Below are 16,521 nucleotides of genomic sequence, written 5' to 3'. Positions count from 1 at the left end.
CATTGAAAGCCCCTTCAGACGGCGAAAAACCGCGGCACGGAGCCCCGGCAAAAGCCGGGACTCCACCGTTGCGATATCACTCCGGGATAAGCACCTGATTGCCCTCGAACCGGATCTCGTCCGTCACCGCCGGGTTCTGCTGGATCGCCGGAAGGTTGACGGCCTCGACGATATCGGGCGCGCCGCCGTCCGGACCGCCACGGGGGACGGTTCGGACCACCTGGCTGGGCGGCAGCGGAAGGCCGTCCTTCAGGTGCGCGAACATGATATCCAGCGCCTGAATGAAATAGTGGTGCAGCGGGATGAAACGGTTGTCAAAACCGGGGAACTGGTTGAAGGCGTCCAGGTGTTGCGCGTTCAGCACCTCGATATAGCGCAATTCGCTGTCCGTCCCCTCTTGCAGTCTGTTCAAGCCGAAATAGGCCCGCGAGGTATGGTTCGGCGGCAGGATCGCGTCGCTGCGGCCGGTGACGAAGATCGCCGGCTTGCCGTTCAGGTCGCCGCTGGCCCGGATCTCGCGGATACCGTTCAGGATTTGCTTGTGGCGTGCCTGTTGCCGGCCGCGCAGCTTCTCTCCGGTCACGGTGTCCACGCCGGTCGCAAGGTCACGCAGGCAGAGGTTGCCGTCGATATTATGGTCCTGGCGTCCCGTCGACGGCGAGGTCGAGTGGCGGGTCTCCCGCGAGCCCTCGACCGCCCGGTCGTTGATCAGATTCACGCCGCTCGTGGGCGGAATGCCGTTGGAGGTCGCGAACAACGCATTCTCGGCCGCCAGGGCCAGCGGAACGGGAACGCCGTCGTCGGGATTGCCCAGGTCCGGGATCAGGCTGTTGCCCGTCGTCGCGCCGAAGCTGTAGCCGCACAGCCTCTCCAGCACCGAAAACTGCCCATAAGCGTTGGCGTAGGTAACCGCGATGGCCTGCGGCACGAACACCCAGTAATGCGAGGGCTGGACGATATTCTGCTCTTCGAGGATGCCGAAGTCGTTGATGATTTCCTGCGCCTCGGCGGCCTGTCCGGCCAGCGTCCCGCTGGTCAGCAGCCCCAATTCCGCCAGCGACGCACAACGGTTCTGCTGGATGGCCGTCAGACCCAGGAAATTGAACGGGGCAGCGGGGTTATCCAGGTTGGCGCATGCCTGATAGAGGTTCAGCAACGTCGTGTAGTCGTAAAGGCTCTTGCTGTGATCGAAGAACGGCGGGCCCTCGCCCTGCTTGATGGCGAAATCGCCACCGGGTTCCGGGTTCACGTTCGGCTCCGACACCGCGACGCCGTCGATCAGGCCCTGCTTGTCCTGTTCCGCCGCCAGAACGGAGCTGCCGCCGCCGTTTGAGACGCTGGAGGCGATAACGACGGTGTTGCCGGGCCGGATGTCCGCGTCCGGGTGGGCCTCGTTCAGCGCCCAGAAGGCGAAGCGGATCGACTGCAACACGTTCTTGCCCCAGTCCGCCTCGGGATTGTTCTCGGAGTGGGCGTGCTTGAAGGCGAAGCGATGCGGGGTTTCGTCGTCGTAGTCGGCCTGCTTGCGGTCATTGATCCCGGCGGTGAAGATTGAGTCCTTCCCGGCCTCATCCGCCGTTACCCGCTCGCCGGTAATGAGGTCGACGGTGTCGTCGCCCAGGTTATGGGCGCCCGTTCCGGTCCCCTTGTCGGTGTAAGCGACCGCGCAGCCGTTCTTCAGGCCCCACTCCCCGCTGGTCCCGATGGCGCCGTAGACACCGCGCGAGCCGGACGACGGGCCGGTTACGATGCAGGGCGCGTCCGGGTCGAAGATATCTGGAACCTGGACCAGCAGGCTGACGTTGACGTGACCTGATGCCGGACCGGCGAAAGCCAGGTATTCGCGTCCAGCGATCATTCCCGGCCCCTCGCCGGGAACGCCGGCCGCGCTGACGTCCGGCCCATAAAGCGTGCCGTAGCCGCCCCCGGTGGTGACGTCGACCAGGGCGCGATAGTTGTTGTAAATCGCCAGCCGGCGCAGTTCCGCCGCCGTCGGCGGGTCCGACAGCGCCGGCGGCGTACCACTCTGCAAACCGGCGGCGCCCAGACCGGCCGTCAGCAGGTCGTCGGTGACGCCGTCGAACTCGGTAATCCGGACATCGCCCTTGATGAAGGCGGGCGGATCGGCGGCAAGCACCGGGCTCGCGGCCAGCATGACAGGCGCCGCCAGGGCGGCGCCGATGACCTTTGCCGTCACTCGCATGAAATGAAGCCTCCCACTCGCTAGTTGGGTGGCGCCCCGTCCCCCGGCACTCGAAGTACAACGACTGCTCGAAAACCGTAGTTCGAATCCTTTCGAAAAACCATGACGGCATGGAAATGTCATGACGCCGGCCGCCGTCACGATTAGGCTTCGCGCGGCGCTGGGGGGAATCCGAAACCACCGACCGGATGAGGGCATGTTCGCGCGTCTTCACCTGCGCCGCCGCCTGTCGAACTGGGCCGTCCTGCTGGTTGCGCTGCCGCTGTGCGGGGGCGTGGCGGTCTGGGGCCTGGGCGATCCGGCCGGCTTGGCCGACTGGGCCGGCAACATCACCGGCGTCGCGTTCCGCGCGCTGGATTGGCTTTACATGCTGCTCGTCACGGGGTTGCTGGTGCTGGCCGCCTGGCTGGCGATCAGCCGCTATGGCCGGGTGAAGCTGGGCCGAGAGGACGACATGCCCGAGTTCTCGCTGCCCTCGTGGCTGTCCATGCTGTTCGCCGCCGGCATGGGTGTGGGCCTGCTGTTCTGGGGCGTCGCGGAGCCCGTGCTGCACTTCGACGGCGCCCCCGGCGCGGTGCCCGGCACGCGCGAAGCGGCGCGCCATGCGCTCACCGTCACGTTGTTCCACTGGGGCTTTCATGCCTGGGCGATCTACGGGATGGTCGCGCTTGCGCTGGCCTACTTCGCCTTCCGCCGGGGCAGCGGCTATCAGCCGGGCGCCGGGCTGCGCGCGGAATTGCACGGACGCTGGGTGGAGGGGCTGGCCTACATCGCTAACGTCACCGCCGTCGTGGCCATCGCACTGGGTGTCGCCGGCTCCATCGCCATGGGCGTATTCCAGCTTCAGCGCGGCCTCTTCGTCTTCGCCGAGGTCGACCCGAACTCGCTGACCGTCTCCGGCTATATCCTCGCGGCCCTGGTGGTGGCGTACTGCCTGCCGCTGGTCATGCCGCTGGACAAGGGCGTGAAGTGGCTGTCGAACGCGAACATGCTGCTGGCCGTCGCGATCATGCTGTTCCTGCTGCTGGCCGGGCCGACGGCGTTCCTGATGCGCGGTTTCGTCACCGCCTTCGGCGACTACCTGACCGAGCTGGCGCGGATGTCCTTCCAGCTTTTCACCTTTCAGGACCGCGACGTGGCCGGCTGGTTCCAGGGCTGGACGCTGACCTATTTCTTCTGGTGGATCGCCTGGGCGCCCTTCGTCGGCGTCTTCATCGCCCGGATCAGCCGCGGGCGCACGATCCGGGAGTTCATCGTCGGTGTCATCCTGGTGCCGACGCTGTTCTCCATCCTATGGTTCGCCGTGTTCGGCGGCTTCGGCCTGTACGAAGAAATGTACGGCCTGGGCGGCGTCGTCGCGATGGTGCGCCATGATGTCTCCATCGCGCTTTTCACCCTGCTGGAACGCCTGCCCTTCGCCGGCCTCCTGAACGTAGCCGCGATGGTGCTGGCCTTCGTCTTCCTGGTCACCAGCGTGGTCAGCGCCGCCTATGTCCTGGGGCTGCTGAGCGGACCCGGCAGCAATCCCTCATGGCGCAGCAAACTGGCCTGGGGGATGGTATTGGGTGTCCTGGGCGCGGCCATGATCGTCGCCGGCAACATCCAGGCGGTGCGCGCCCTGTCGGTTCTCGGCGCCCTGCCCTTCGCGGCCATCATGGTCCTGCAGGTCGTGGCACTGCTGCGTGCCTTGCGCGCGGACGCGGCGACCGAGCGGATCTGGGAGGGCCTGCAGTGATGCGCCGCGCCGCCCTCCTCGCCCTCGCAGCGACGCTCATCGTCCTGGCCGGCTGCGCCCAGCGGCCCAGCCTGCGCATCGGCCACCTGGCGGAACAGCCGGACAGTGCCCTGATGGCGGAGATCGTCGCCGAGACGCTGCGTCAGGCGGGCGCCCGCGCCATCGCCGTCGCCTGCCCCGACCTTGTGAACTGCGGGCGCAGGCTGCAGGCAGGCGATATCGATCTGCTGCCGGGATATTCGGGTTCCGCGCGCGTGTTCTTCCGCTCCCGCGCCATTCAGGACGGCGGGCTGGAAGCAGTGCGGCAGGTGCTGGCATCGACCGGCATATCGGTGACGCCGGGCCTCGGCTTCAGCGCGCCCTACGTCCTGCTGATGGACAGCAACAAGGCCCTGGCGAAGGACATGACCTCCGTCGAAGACCTGTCGCGCCTGGAGGATGCGCGATTCGCCGTACCGCCGGGCTACACGCGCCAGCCGGGCGACGGCTTGCTGGCGCTGGCGCGCCGCTATGGCCTCGATATCCAACCCTCGGCGGTTGAAGAGGTCGCCTCGCCCGGAGAGCGCATGGCCGCGCTGCTGGCCGGGCGCACCGACGTCGCCGTAATCCGCGCGCCCTACGTGCGACCCGACCTCGGGTTGAGCGAGTTGGCAGACACGCTGGACTTCTATCCCCGCTACGAGGCGACGGTGGTGATCGGCCCCCGCGCCGAAGAGCATCGAGGCTTCGTCGAATCCGCCTTGAAGCCACTCTACGGCGCGCTGATGGCGACGGAGGTCGAGCCGGCCATCCGTGAGATCATCGTCCAGGGCCGTGACACCGAAACCGTAGCTCGGCGAATCCTTGTCGCCGAGGGGGTGATCGACGCCGAGTCGCCGACCGTCCGCCGGCCCGAGATGGTCGTCGCCTACACCGGGGCCGAGTCGCTCAGCCCACTTGGCGGGCAGGCGATCCTGGCGCTGCGCCGCGCCTACCCGGAGCGGCCGGTGAACATGCTCTCCGTCGCCGCACCGCTGGCCGCACTGGAGCAGGGCAAGGCGGACCTGGCGCTGGTCCACACCTCGGATTTCTTCGAGTTGACCTGGGACGGCCTGTTCCGCGGACGCGACAGGCGGGGCGAGGCCATCGCCGCCATTGGCCGGCGCCACTTCCTGCTGCTGGTGCGCGAGGGCATGCCACCGGAGGCCAATCCGCTTTCCGGGCGGATCGGCACACCGCCGGGCTGGACCGCCGGCGGCAAGGTGGCGGCGCGCATGCTGGTCCTGGCCGGGCGCGGCCCCGACTTGCGCGCGACGGGCCCCAGCCTGATCCGCGCCGTTCGCGCGGGCGAGCTGGACGCCGCCATCGTGATGCTGGACGCCGATACCCAGGCGGCGTTGCAGGAGCTGCCGGCGGAAGCGCCAAAACTCCGTGCCGCCAGCCTCACCGACTGGCTTATCGGCGCACCATTCTTCCTGAACGAGGTGCGCCTGCCCACCTCTCCGGTGCCGGGACAGAAGGCGCCGGTGGACACCTTCTCGATGCAGGTTCTCCTCGCCGGGCCCGCGCCGCAAGGCCGCACCGGACCCGTTCACGGCGGCCCGGCCTCCGCCATCGCAACGCGCAACCTGCCGCTGCCGCTGCGCGAGGCGGAGTCCATCGCCAACGCCGCCGAGTCGACGGAGGTGCCGGACCCCGTCCTGCCGAGCTTCCGCGACCGGCAGGCCGTCACGGCCAACGGCATCACCGAATCGCCCTGGCTGGAGACGATACTGATCATCGTCGGCATCGCCTTCATGGCCTGGGCCGGCTGGCTCCTGGCCCAGCCGGTAACGCGCCGGGGCTCATGAAGGCGGCGCGCGGAAGGTTTATGATCTCATTCCTTGCGGTTGCTGATTTTTGACCGTTTCATGGGCATATCTTGCCGGTTTGACTGATATGACGGTCAAAGGGCTGCTGCATGAAGGCAAAGAGTCATCACGCTATTTGCCGTAAAGCCCAGTCCTGCACTTTGGTTCGATGGAAGTCGACAATTATACGCATGGCCATGCAACTTAGCCGCTTGCATAATTTGCCGGGCAGTATACGGACAGTGGTAATCTAACGAAAAGAGGGGCCGCTCCAGGGAAGGAGCGGCCCAACGGAAGGTTCCCAGTTCAGGGTGTCGCGTGCGGTCGTGGCGATCACTCGACCGGCTAGGCCGGAGAGCAATCGAATGTATGATGCCCAAAGTTTTCGCTACGCGCAAGCCTCACGTGTCATGAAATTTGTTCATGCAACTGCTGAGCTAAGCTGTTCCAGCAGTGCATCGCCCATTTCGCGCGTCGAAACGGTGGTCGTGCCCTCCTGGACGATGTCGGCGGTGCGCAGACCGCGCGCCAGAACGGCCTCCACCGCCTGCTCCACCAGCCGCGCCTCGCTGTCCAGATCGAAGGAATAGCGCAGCATCATCGCGAAAGAGAGCAGCGTGGCCAGCGGGTTGGCGATGCCCTGACCGGCGATGTCGGGTGCGCTGCCGTGCACCGGCTCGTAGAGCGCGCGACGGCGGCCGGTGGCGTCGGCGGCGCCCAGCGAGGCCGAGGGCAGCATGCCAAGAGAGCCGGTCAGCATCGCCGCCTCGTCCGAAAGCATGTCGCCGAACAGGTTGTCGGTGACGATGACGTCGAACTGCTTGGGCCGGCGGACGAGCTGCATCGCGCAGTTGTCGGCATACATGTGGGTCAGTTCGACGTTGGGATAGCTTTCGTCGTGCAGGCGCTGCACCTCTTCGCGCCACAGCACGCCGGCTTCCATGACGTTCGCCTTCTCGACCGAGCAGACCCTGTTGCCGCGCTTGCGCGCCAGCTCGAAGGCGACGGCGGCAACGCGGCGGATTTCCTCGGTCGTGTAGACCTGCGTGTTGACGCCGCGACGCTGGCCGTCGGGCAGGGTCTCGATGCCGCGCGGCTCGCCGAAATAGACGCCGCCGGTCAACTCGCGCACGATCATGATATCGAGGCCGCGCACCAGATCCGGCTTCAGCGAGGAGGAGTCGACCAGCGCGTCGAACACCATCGCCGGGCGCAGGTTGGCGAACAGCTCCATGTCCTTGCGCAGGCGCAGCAACGCGCGCTCCGGCTTCTGCTCGAACGGCAGGCCGTCCCACTTTGGGCCGCCGACCGCGCCCAGCAGCACCGCGTCGGCGTCCATCGCCTTTTGCATCGTGGCCTCGGAGATCGGCGCGCCCTCGGCGTCGATGGCCGCGCCGCCGACCAGGCCTTCCGCGATGTCGAATCCGACCGCGCGCTCCGCGGCCAGCCAGTCGGCGACGCGCCTGACCTCGGCCACGACTTCCGGGCCGACACCGTCGCCCGGCAGCATCAGGATATTCTTGTTCGCCGCCATGAGACCCCCAGAAACGGACAGGAAAGAGCGCGCATGGTATACGCGCGACGGCGCCCGATATACCGGGTCCGGTGGGCGCACTCAAGGCACGCGCGCCAGTCTCCGCTTCAAGGGGCCAGCCAGCGCCCCAACGGGTCCCCCGTCTTGAAGTCGAACAGGGCACGACGATGGCCCCGCGCGCCAAGATACAGCCACTCCATCTGCCTGATGGCGATGCGCACCGCGGCGAAGTTCTCGAAGCCATCGCGGGGATCCCGCGCGCTGGCGATTGTCGTTTCATCGGGACGGGACAGCGGCGTCCCGGGTCTTGGCTGTATGCGGTACATGGCAAGGGAATCCGGATGACTCCCCGTCCAGGCGTCAAGCGCCACGGCGTCCCCGATATGCGCCACGGCCTTGCCGCCAACGCGGAGCTGCACCTTCGCACGCGGGTCATAAAAGTGGAGCGACACTCGTGGCTCCCGGCGGATTTCGCCGATCTTCTCCGAGCGGATATCCGTATGGAGTTGCAGCACGGCATCCGCACGGCTCGTGACTCGAAGCACCACGGTCCTGGCAACGGGCGCCCCGTCTCGGCCGATGCTGGCCAGCGTCGGCGTGCGAAACGGCGCATCCCGGTCGTCCACACTGCGTTCGAGCAGACGCCACGCCTCGTCGAGGCTTGCGTCGAGGTCGTTGTAGAAGGCCGGAAGCTCGCTCACGTTCGCTCTGGATTCCTGGGGTGTGCCGGATTTCCGGGGTGTGACGGCCGTCACACGCGGGAAACCAAACCGGCCTCATCTCACATGGTGAACGGTTAACACCGCAACCCGAATAACCAAGGAGACCGATATGCTTCGCACCACCGCAATCGCCTTGAGCCTGACCGCCCTTGTCTCCGGTGCCGCGCTGGCCGATGCGCCAGGTGACCGCGGCAAGCTCGCAAAGCCCGGCGTTTCCGTCGCCGCAGTCCAGATGGACACACCCGCGAAGGCCGCCGAGAAGTCCGAGCAGGTCCGCGTCACCATCGGCGAGGCCCGCGGCCAAGGTGGCGGCCAGTAAGACGCTTCAGCTCAAACCTCTCCGCAAGAAACGGGCGCCTGGAAACGGGCGCCCGTTTCTCGTTCCGCAATTGGTTGTCGCCAAACCCCCAAATACGGACGCGGGAAAAATCCTCACCGAGATCGTCGCGCGGTGTGACGGCCATCACCGCAAGATCGGCGGCTTCGGCTTAAGTTCTTAACCAACAGCGGTTGGAACCGCACTGGACAATCTGAACATCGCAGGAGAAACCCAATGTTCCGCAAGACTCTTCTGGCTCTGACGATTGCAACCCTGTCTGGCGGCGCCGCGATGGCTGCGGGTCAGCCCCAGACCGTGGGTACCGAGAACGACGGCAAGCCGGTTGCCACGCTGGCCGGGCACGCCGACGCCCGCGGCGAGCACAACACCCGCATCAGCCAGTATGGCGAGACCTCGGAAGGCTTCCGGCAGATCGCTGTCGTACCGAATGGCGCCAGCGGCGTGAACGACGGCCGGTAAGCCGTCAAAGAAGCCTCCCTCTCCATTCAAGTCCCCCTTGAAAGCCTTGGCGGGTGTCCGAAAAAGGGCACCCGCTTCTTTCTTGCCGGCCATGGCTGGCTGGTTTATCGCTGGCGCTTTCCGTTGCGATGGAGCGAAATCGGAATGAAACGGAGTATTCTTTTGACGGCGACGTTTCTCGCGCTCAGTGCCGGCGCGGCATCCGCCGACAATCGGCCCAGTTCGAGCGACGAACCGGCGAACAGCACGCCCGCCGTCCAGGTCACGGATGAAACGGCCAAGGCACGCGGCAAATACCACAGCCGCGTCGGCAGTCAGGGCAGCACTTCAGCATCCGAGCACTCCGAGACGGAACCCCGAACAACGGCACCCTATGGCGGCGAGATCAAGAAAGGCATGAGCGGCGGCAGGCAATAGGCGTGCCGCCGCGCACGATCCGTCGTCAGCTATACAGCCACGGCATGGCCTGACGCTGCTTGCCCTCGAAGGCCGAAATGGCGTCGGCGTCCTCAAGCGTCAGCGCGATGTCGTCCAGGCCGTTGAGCAGGCAATGCTTGCGGAACGGCTCGACCTCGAAGGGGAAGCTGTCGCCGTCCGGCGTGGCAACCGTCTGGCTTTCCAGATCGACCGTCATCATCGCCGCCTCACCCCCGCGCTTGGCGATTGCCATGCAGGCGGCCAGCTGCTCGGCCGGCAGCTTCACCGGCAGGATACCGTTCTTGAAGCAGTTGTTGTAGAAGATGTCGGCGAAGCTCTCGGCGATGACGCAGCGGATGCCGTGGTCCAACAGCGCCCAGGGCGCGTGCTCGCGCGAGGAGCCGCAACCGAAGTTCTCCCCGGCAACGAGAATCTGCGCGCCCTTGTATTCGGGCTTGTCCAGCACGAATTCGGTCGGCTTGCCGTTCTCGTCGTACCGCAGTTCGTAGAACAGCCCCCTCGACAGCCCTGTTCGCTTGATCGTCGTCAGGAACTGCTTGGGGATGATCATGTCGGTATCGACGTTGTCCCGCTCCAGCGGAACGGCGATGGCGGTCAGCTTGGTGAATTTGTCCATGTGTCCCGATCTCGTCACTTGTTCTGGTCTTCGCTGAGGGTCCCGCTCCAGGCTGGAACGTGGCCAACTCGGCGGACGCTCAAGACGATGCCAGTTCCCGCACGTCGGTGATGTGCCCGGTCAGCGCGGCCGCCGCGGCCATCGCGGGGCTCATCAGGTGGGTGCGGCCGCCGCGGCCCTGCCGGCCCTCGAAGTTGCGGTTCGAGGTGGAGGCGCAACGCTCGCCCGGCTGCAAGCGGTCGGCGTTCATCGCCAGACACATGGAACAGCCCGCGTCGCGCCAGTCGAAGCCGGCCTCGACGAAGACCTTGTCCAGGCCCTCTTCCTCCGCCTGCTCCTTCACCAGGCCGGAGCCGGGAACGATCATGGCGTGCACACCGTCGGCGACGTGCCGGCCGCCGACGACCTTGGCGACCTCGCGCAGATCCTCGATCCGGCCATTGGTGCAGGAGCCGATGAACACCTTGTCCAGCTTCACGTCGGTCAGCTTCGCGCCCGGCGTCAGCCCCATGTACTCCAGCGCGCGCTCTATCGCCCGACGCTGCCCGTCGTCCCGCGCGTCGGCCGGGTTCGGAATCGCGCCCGAGACCGGCAGCACGTCCTGCGGGCTGGTGCCCCAGGTCACCTGCGGCTCGATCTCGCTGGCGTGCAGCGTGACCTCCTTGTCGTAATGCGCGCCCGGATCGGACGGCAGCCCGCGCCAGACTTCCAGCGCCTGCTCCCAGTTGCCGGCCTTTGGCGCCATCGGGCGGCCCTTCAGGTACTCGAACGTCGTCTCGTCGGGCGCGATCATGCCGGCCCGGGCCCCCGCCTCGATTGACATGTTGCAGACCGTCATTCGTCCGGCCATGGACAGTTCCCGGATAGCCTCGCCGGCGTATTCGATCACGTGGCCGGTGCCGCCGGCGGTACCGATCTTGCCGATGATGGCCAGGATCAGGTCCTTCGCCGTCGTGCCGATGGGACGCTTGCCGTCGACGGTGACGCGCATGTTCTTCGCGGGCCGCTGGATCAGCGTCTGCGTGGCCAGGACGTGTTCCACCTCGCTGGTACCGATGCCGAAAGCCAGCGCCCCGAAGGCGCCGTGCGTCGAAGTGTGACTGTCGCCGCAGACGATGGTCATGCCCGGCTGGGTCATGCCCTGCTCCGGGCCGATGATATGGACAATGCCCTGGCGCGGATCGTCCATGCCGTACATCTCGACGCCGAACTCGCGGCAGTTCTTCTCCAGCGTCTCGACCTGGATGCGGCTGTCCTCTTCCGCGATGCCCTTCTCGCGGTGAGCGGTGGGCACGTTATGGTCAGCCACGGCCAGCGTCGCGTCGGGCCGGCGCACCTTGCGGCCGGCCATGCGCAGCCCTTCGAACGCCTGTGGGCTGGTGACCTCGTGCACGAGGTGCCGGTCGATGTAGAGCAGGCAGGTCCCATCGTCCCGGCGCTCGACCACGTGATTGTCCCAGATCTTGTCGAACAGCGTTCGCGGCTGGCTCATCGTCTCTGTCATCCTCTTCCTTCGAACGCATGCCGCTTGGAATACGGCATGCCGGGCGCGCAGCTAGTAACATAGTCAGCACAAACTCCGCCACAACGGGGCGAAGACAGGCCGCGCGCGGCTTACTCCTCTGGGTCCAGTCCCACCAGGGCGCGGGCGAAGGCGCGGGCGGAGAAGGGGCGCATGTCCTCCGCCGACTCGCCGACGCCGATGGCGTGCACCGGCAGGCCGAACCTGTCGGCCAGGGCCACAAGTACGCCGCCGCGCGCCGAGCCGTCCAGCTTGGTGACCACAAGGCCGGTGACGTTCACCAGTTCCTTGAAGGTCTGCACCTGCTGCACCGCGTTCTGGCCGATGGTGGCGTCCAGCACCAGCAGCACGTCGTGCGGCGCGCTGTCGTCCAGCTTTTTCAGCACGCGCACGATCTTCTGCAACTCGGCCATCAGGTTGGCCTTGTTGTGCAGCCGTCCCGCCGTATCGACCAGCAGGACGTCCGCGCCCTCGCGCTGTGCCTGTTGCAGGGCGTCGTAGGCAAGCCCGGCGGCATCGGCGCCAGTATCCCGCGCGGTCACGGGGGCGCCGGTGCGCTGTCCCCAGATCTGGAGTTGTTCCACCGCGGCGGCGCGGAAGGTATCGCCGGCGGCCAGATGCACCTTGTGCCCCGCGTCGGCCCATTGCTTCGCCAGCTTGCCGATGGTGGTCGTCTTGCCGCTGCCGTTGACGCCGACGACGAGGACGACGTGCGGCTTGCGGCTGCCGTCGAGGTCCAGCGGCTTCGCCACCGGTTCCAGCCGCTCCGCCACCTGCTCGGCCAGGGCGGCGCGTACCTCCTGCGGATCGACCTCCTTGTCGAAGCGCTCCTTCGCCAGGCCCGCCGTCATCTTGGCCGCCGTGGAGACGCCCAGGTCGGCGGAGATCAAAAGTTCCTCAAGCTCCTCCAGCGCCGCGTCATCCAGCTTGCGCTTGGTGAAGATGGCGCCGATGCCGTCGCCCAGCTTGCCGGACGAGCGCGACAGGCCCTTGCGCATGCGGCTGAGCCAGCCCTCGCGCTTGCCGTTCCCGACGTCGCCGGCGGCCGGCGCGGCATCCCGCTGTTCCGGGGGCGGGTCCGACGGCGCGTCTTCCGCGATCTCGGCCGCCTCGGCGGATCGCGGCTCCGCCGCCGCCTCGCCGGGTTGCTCCTGCCCGGATTTCTTACGCCAGCGCTTCGGCCACAAGATGGTTCTCCTCGATCCCCGTGATGCGGACCCGCACGGCCTCGCCAACCTGTCCGCCGGCCACCCGGACCGGGGCGAAATGCTCGGTGCGGCCCTTCATGCGCCCCGCCTCGTCCGCTTCTTCCAGCAACACGCTTGCCGTCGATCCGACGCTGGCATCCAGGAAGCGGCGCACCGCCTCGGCTCCCTTCTCGCGCAGTTTGGCGGCGCGGGCCTTGCGCACGGCCTTCTCCACCGCCGGCATGCGCGCGGCGGGCGTGCCGGGGCGCTCCGAATACGGGAAGACGTGCAGGAACGTCAGGTCCAGTTCCGCCACCGCCGCCAGAGTGTTCTCGAATGCCGCGTCGCTCTCCGTCGGAAAGCCGGCGATCAGATCGGCGCCGAAGACGACATCGGGGCGCATCCGCCGTGCCCGCGTCACCATCGACCGCGCGTCCGCCATCAGGTGCCGGCGCTTCATCCGCTTCAGGATCAGGTCGTCGCCCGCCTGCAACGACAGGTGCAGGTGCGGCATCAAGCGCGGCTCGTCCGCCAGCAGCCGGTAAACGTCGTCATCCAGCTCCACCGGATCGACCGACGACAGCCGCAGGCGCGGCAGGTCCGGCACCAGCGACAGCAATCGGCGGCTGAGCTGCCCCAGCGTCGGCTGGCCCGGCAAGTCCTTGCCGTAGTCGGTGATATCGACGCCGGTCAACACCACCTCGCGCACCCCGTTCTCGACCAGGAGGCGCACCTGCCGCACCAGCTCGCCCACCGGCACGGAGCGGTTGTTGCCGCGCGCGTAAGGGATGATGCAGAAGGTGCAGCGGTGGTCGCAGCCCTGCTGAATCTGCACGAAGGCGCGGGTCCGGGTCTCGAAACCGCCAAGTAGGTGGGAGGCGGTCTCCCGCGCCTCCATGATGTCGTCGACGACGATCTTGCCCGCGTGGTCCGGCGCATAGCTGTCCGGGCGCAGCTTCGCCTCGTTGCCCAGCACGCGCCCGACCTCCGGCATGGCGGCGAAGCCGTCGGGATCGAGCTGCGCGGCGCAGCCGGCGACGACGATCTCGGCCTCGGGGTTCTCGCGCTTGGCCTTGCGGATCGCCTGCCGGGCCTGGCGCTCGGCCTCGGCGGTGACGGCGCAGGTGTTGACGATGACCGCCTCGCCCAGCCCGGCGGCGCGCGCCTGGCGCAGCATGACCTCGGACTCGTAGGCATTCAGCCGGCAGCCGAAGGTGATGACCCTCGGCTCGGCCGCGCCCGTCTGGTCCGCGCCGTCGTTGTGTTGTGCTTCGCGGTTGCGGGTTGCGACGGTCATGCCGCCAGAAGGCTCCCGTTCAATGTGCCGGTGAAACTCTCGGCGACCGGGCCGGTCATGATGACGTGGCCGTCCCCGGCCCGCCATTCGAGGCCAAGCTCGCCGCCGTCAAGGGCAATGGTGACCTTGCGTTCCGTCAGTTCCCGCCGGACCGCCGCCACCGCCGTGGCGCAGGCGGCGGTGCCGCAGGCGCGGGTGATGCCGGCGCCGCGCTCCCACACCCGCAACCGGATGTGCGTGCTGTCCAGCACCTGCGCGGCCGAGATGTTGGCACGCTCGGGGAACAGCGCGTCGTACTCCAGTTCCGGGCCCACTCGCTCAAGCTCCACCGCCTCGGCATCGTCGACGAAGAACACCGCGTGCGGATTGCCGACCGACACGGCCACGGGATCGCGCAGCCCATCGGCCTCCAGGCCCAGGTGAAGCGTGTCCATCTCCCGCGCCAGCGGGATCTCGTTCCAGTCGAGGCGCGCCGCGCCCATGTCGACGGCGACCTTGCCCTCGGCCGCGTGCTTCGCGTGCAACAGGCCGGCCAGCGTCTCCACCGTCACCTCGCGCGTCTCACGCTCGGTCATGACGCGGGCGGCGACGCAGCGGGTGGCGTTGCCGCAGGCCGCGACCTCGCTGCCGTCGGCGTTACGAATACGCATGAATACATTTGCGCACGGATCTCGCGGCGGCTCCATCACGATCACCTGATCGCAGCCGACCCCCTCGCGCCGGTCGGCAATCCGCCGCGCCGCCCCGGCATCGAGGTCGAACGGCTCCCGTCGGGCATCGACGACCACAAAGTCGTTGCCCAGCCCGTGCATCTTGATAAATGGCCGCCCGCGCGCGTTCTGCATGGTGCGGGTTATATGGGGAGGTGGGGCAGGGTGTCTACACGTCCGCGGGCATGACAGATGGGCACGGAGTGCAGTGGGCGGGGGCGCCCGGCATGATTGACTGTTCTTGGCAATATCCCACCCACTTGACGCCCCACCCCTGGCGCCGTAAGTTCCGCGCGACCAAATTCCCGACAGGGAGAGATCCCGGCTTCCGAGTAACCGCATGCGGCGGGGAAGCTCCGTCAGTCCGCGAGGGTTCGCGCACTGGCGGCAATGGTGTTTGGTTCGGCGCCCCGGGCCATGAAATCGTCCGGCGGCACAGGGATACGAAAGCGGGCTGATGTTCGACAGCTTACAGGAACGTCTCGGCAAGGTCTTCGAGGGGCTGAGCAAGGTCGGCACCCTCAACGAGAAGGATGTCGACAACGCGCTGCGCGAGGTGCGCGTGGCGCTGTTGGAGGCGGACGTCGCCCTGCCGGTCGTCAAGCAGTTCGTCGCCGACCTGCGCGAGCGCGCGGTCGGGCAGGAGGTGCTGCGCTCGGTCACGCCCGGTCAGCAGGTCGTCAAGATCGTGCACGACCGCCTGGCGGAGATGCTGGGCGGCGAGCAGTCGGAGATCCAGCTTCGCAAGGAACCGCCGACGGCGATCATGCTGGTGGGCCTGCAGGGCTCCGGCAAGACGACGACGACCGGCAAGATCGCCAAGCGCCTGAAGGAAAAGCAGAAGCAGAAGGTCCTGATGGCCTCGCTGGACGTCCGTCGTCCGGCCGCGCAGGACCAGTTGCGCCAGCTTGGCTGGCAGGTGGGCGTCGACACGCTGGACAACGTTCCGGGCGAGCCGCCGAAGGCCATCGCCAAGCGCGCCCTGCAGAAGGCGGCGCTGGAAGGCTACGACGTCGTGCTGCTGGACACCGCCGGCCGCCTGTCCATCGACCAGGAACTGATGGACGAGGTCAAGGAGGTCGAGGCCGCGGCGAAGCCCTCGGAAACGCTGCTGGTCGCCGACTCCATGACCGGCCAGGACGCGGTGACGACGGCGCAGAACTTCCAGGAGGCGGTCGAGCTGACCGGCATCGTCCTTACCCGCGTGGACGGCGACGCGCGCGGCGGCGCGGCGCTGTCGATGCGGCAGGTGACGGGCCGGCCGATCAAGCTGATCGGCGTGGGCGAGAAACTGGACGCGCTGGAGGCTTTCCACCCGGACCGGATCGCCAATCGCATCCTGGGCATGGGCGACGTCGTCTCGCTGGTCGAGAAGGCGCAGGAGTCGTTCGAGGAAGAGCAGGCGCAGAAGCTCCAGAAGAAGCTGGAGAAGGGCAAGTTCGACCTGGACGACCTGGCCCAGCAATTCCGCCAGCTTCAAAAGATGGGCGGCATGCAGGAGCTGATGGGCATGATCCCGGGGCTCGGCAAGATGGGCAAGCAGGTCAAGAACGCCCAGTTCGACGAGAAGGCCATCGGCCGCCAGCTCGCGATCATCTCCTCGATGACGAAGAACGAGCGGCGCCGGCCGGAGATTATCAAGGCGTCGCGCAAACAGCGCATCGCGCGCGGCTCCGGTACCACGGTGCAGGACGTGAACAAGCTTTTGAAGCAGTTCACCGAGGCGCAGCGCATGATGAAGCGCGTCAAGAAGATGGGAAAGAAGGGCCTGATGCGCCACGGCCTGCCCGGCATGGGCGGCGGCGGTGGCGGCATGCCGGGCGGCGGGATGCCCGGCGGCGGCTTTCCTGGCGGTTTCCCGGGCGGCCGGGGCTGAGCGAGGCCCGCCGCCAATACGACTGGAATACAGGCAATAACAGCATACGCCGA

At 67.3% G+C, this 16,521-nt stretch carries 14 protein-coding genes; 6 read left to right on the top strand and 8 right to left on the bottom strand.

The features are described 5' to 3' along the window. Positions 1-76: 76 nt before the first annotated feature. Positions 77-2,203, bottom strand: coding sequence for a 3-hydroxybutyrate oligomer hydrolase family protein (locus DRB17_RS03450; RefSeq protein ID WP_114580765.1), 2,127 nt, complete (start codon positions 2,201-2,203; stop codon positions 77-79). A gap of 196 nt (positions 2,204-2,399) precedes the next feature. Between DRB17_RS03450 and DRB17_RS03445 the strand changes: the two genes are divergently transcribed. After that, the gene (locus tag DRB17_RS03445) at positions 2,400-3,938 is read left to right on the top strand and encodes a BCCT family transporter (RefSeq protein ID WP_114580854.1); all 1,539 of its coding nucleotides are present in this window, start codon (positions 2,400-2,402) and stop codon (positions 3,936-3,938) included. Next, the gene (locus DRB17_RS03440) at positions 3,938-5,767 is read left to right on the top strand and encodes a glycine betaine ABC transporter substrate-binding protein (RefSeq protein WP_114580764.1); all 1,830 of its coding nucleotides are present in this window, start codon (positions 3,938-3,940) and stop codon (positions 5,765-5,767) included. The genes DRB17_RS03445 and DRB17_RS03440 overlap by 1 nt, the downstream gene beginning before the upstream one ends. 421 nt (positions 5,768-6,188) lie before the next feature. On the opposite strand, the gene leuB is transcribed toward DRB17_RS03440, so the two are convergent. Beyond that, entirely contained in the window at positions 6,189-7,301 is a 1,113-nt protein-coding gene (gene leuB / locus DRB17_RS03435) for a 3-isopropylmalate dehydrogenase (protein ID WP_114580763.1), read from the bottom strand. A 107-nt stretch (positions 7,302-7,408) separates the two neighbouring features. Next, positions 7,409-8,002, bottom strand: a complete 594-nt coding sequence (locus DRB17_RS03430) for a pyridoxamine 5'-phosphate oxidase family protein (protein WP_161958682.1) — start codon at positions 8,000-8,002, stop codon at positions 7,409-7,411. Between the two features lie 130 nt (positions 8,003-8,132). Between DRB17_RS03430 and DRB17_RS03425 the strand changes: the two genes are divergently transcribed. The 3 genes from DRB17_RS03425 to DRB17_RS03415 all read left to right on the top strand — a co-directional run bounded on the left by DRB17_RS03425 (position 8,133) and on the right by DRB17_RS03415 (position 9,239). Beyond that, a complete protein-coding gene (locus DRB17_RS03425; protein ID WP_114580761.1) occupies positions 8,133-8,342 on the top strand; it encodes a hypothetical protein in 210 nt (69 codons plus the stop codon). Between the two features lie 234 nt (positions 8,343-8,576). Further along, positions 8,577-8,822 carry a hypothetical protein gene (locus DRB17_RS03420; RefSeq protein WP_114580760.1) on the top strand — a complete coding sequence of 82 codons (246 nt, stop codon included), beginning with the start codon at positions 8,577-8,579 and terminating at the stop codon, positions 8,820-8,822. A 162-nt stretch (positions 8,823-8,984) separates the two neighbouring features. Continuing rightward, positions 8,985-9,239 (top strand): hypothetical protein, encoded by a 255-nt coding sequence (locus DRB17_RS03415; RefSeq protein WP_147274789.1) that lies wholly within the window; start codon positions 8,985-8,987, stop codon positions 9,237-9,239. 25 nt (positions 9,240-9,264) lie between these two features. Here the strand turns inward: DRB17_RS03415 and leuD are convergent, their stop codons facing one another. From leuD to dapF, 5 genes are all read right to left on the bottom strand, one after another. Beyond that, positions 9,265-9,876 carry a 3-isopropylmalate dehydratase small subunit gene (gene leuD, locus DRB17_RS03410; RefSeq protein WP_114580758.1) on the bottom strand — a complete coding sequence of 204 codons (612 nt, stop codon included), beginning with the start codon at positions 9,874-9,876 and terminating at the stop codon, positions 9,265-9,267. Between the two features lie 79 nt (positions 9,877-9,955). Then, positions 9,956-11,368, bottom strand: coding sequence for a 3-isopropylmalate dehydratase large subunit (gene leuC / locus DRB17_RS03405; protein WP_114580757.1), 1,413 nt, complete (start codon positions 11,366-11,368; stop codon positions 9,956-9,958). A gap of 122 nt (positions 11,369-11,490) precedes the next feature. Next, entirely contained in the window at positions 11,491-12,396 is a 906-nt protein-coding gene (ftsY, locus tag DRB17_RS03400) for a signal recognition particle-docking protein FtsY (RefSeq protein ID WP_241503735.1), read from the bottom strand. 166 nt (positions 12,397-12,562) lie between these two features. Beyond that, positions 12,563-13,882: a tRNA (N(6)-L-threonylcarbamoyladenosine(37)-C(2))-methylthiotransferase MtaB gene (mtaB, locus tag DRB17_RS03395; protein ID WP_114580755.1), complete on the bottom strand. Its 1,320-nt coding sequence runs from the start codon at positions 13,880-13,882 to the stop codon at positions 12,563-12,565. Further along, positions 13,879-14,727: a diaminopimelate epimerase gene (gene dapF / locus DRB17_RS03390; RefSeq protein ID WP_114580754.1), complete on the bottom strand. Its 849-nt coding sequence runs from the start codon at positions 14,725-14,727 to the stop codon at positions 13,879-13,881. The genes mtaB and dapF overlap by 4 nt, the downstream gene beginning before the upstream one ends. 322 nt (positions 14,728-15,049) lie before the next feature. Here dapF and ffh point away from each other — a divergent pair, with 322 nt between their 5' ends. After that, positions 15,050-16,468, top strand: coding sequence for a signal recognition particle protein (gene ffh, locus DRB17_RS03385; protein ID WP_114580753.1), 1,419 nt, complete (start codon positions 15,050-15,052; stop codon positions 16,466-16,468). Positions 16,469-16,521 lie beyond the last annotated feature (53 nt).

The organism is Ferruginivarius sediminum (assembly GCF_003344765.1).
Lineage (GTDB): Bacteria > Pseudomonadota > Alphaproteobacteria > Kiloniellales > Rhodovibrionaceae > Ferruginivarius > Ferruginivarius sediminum.
The sequence above is the reverse complement of the archived record's forward strand: the minus strand, read 5'-3'. Positions and strand labels throughout refer to the sequence as shown.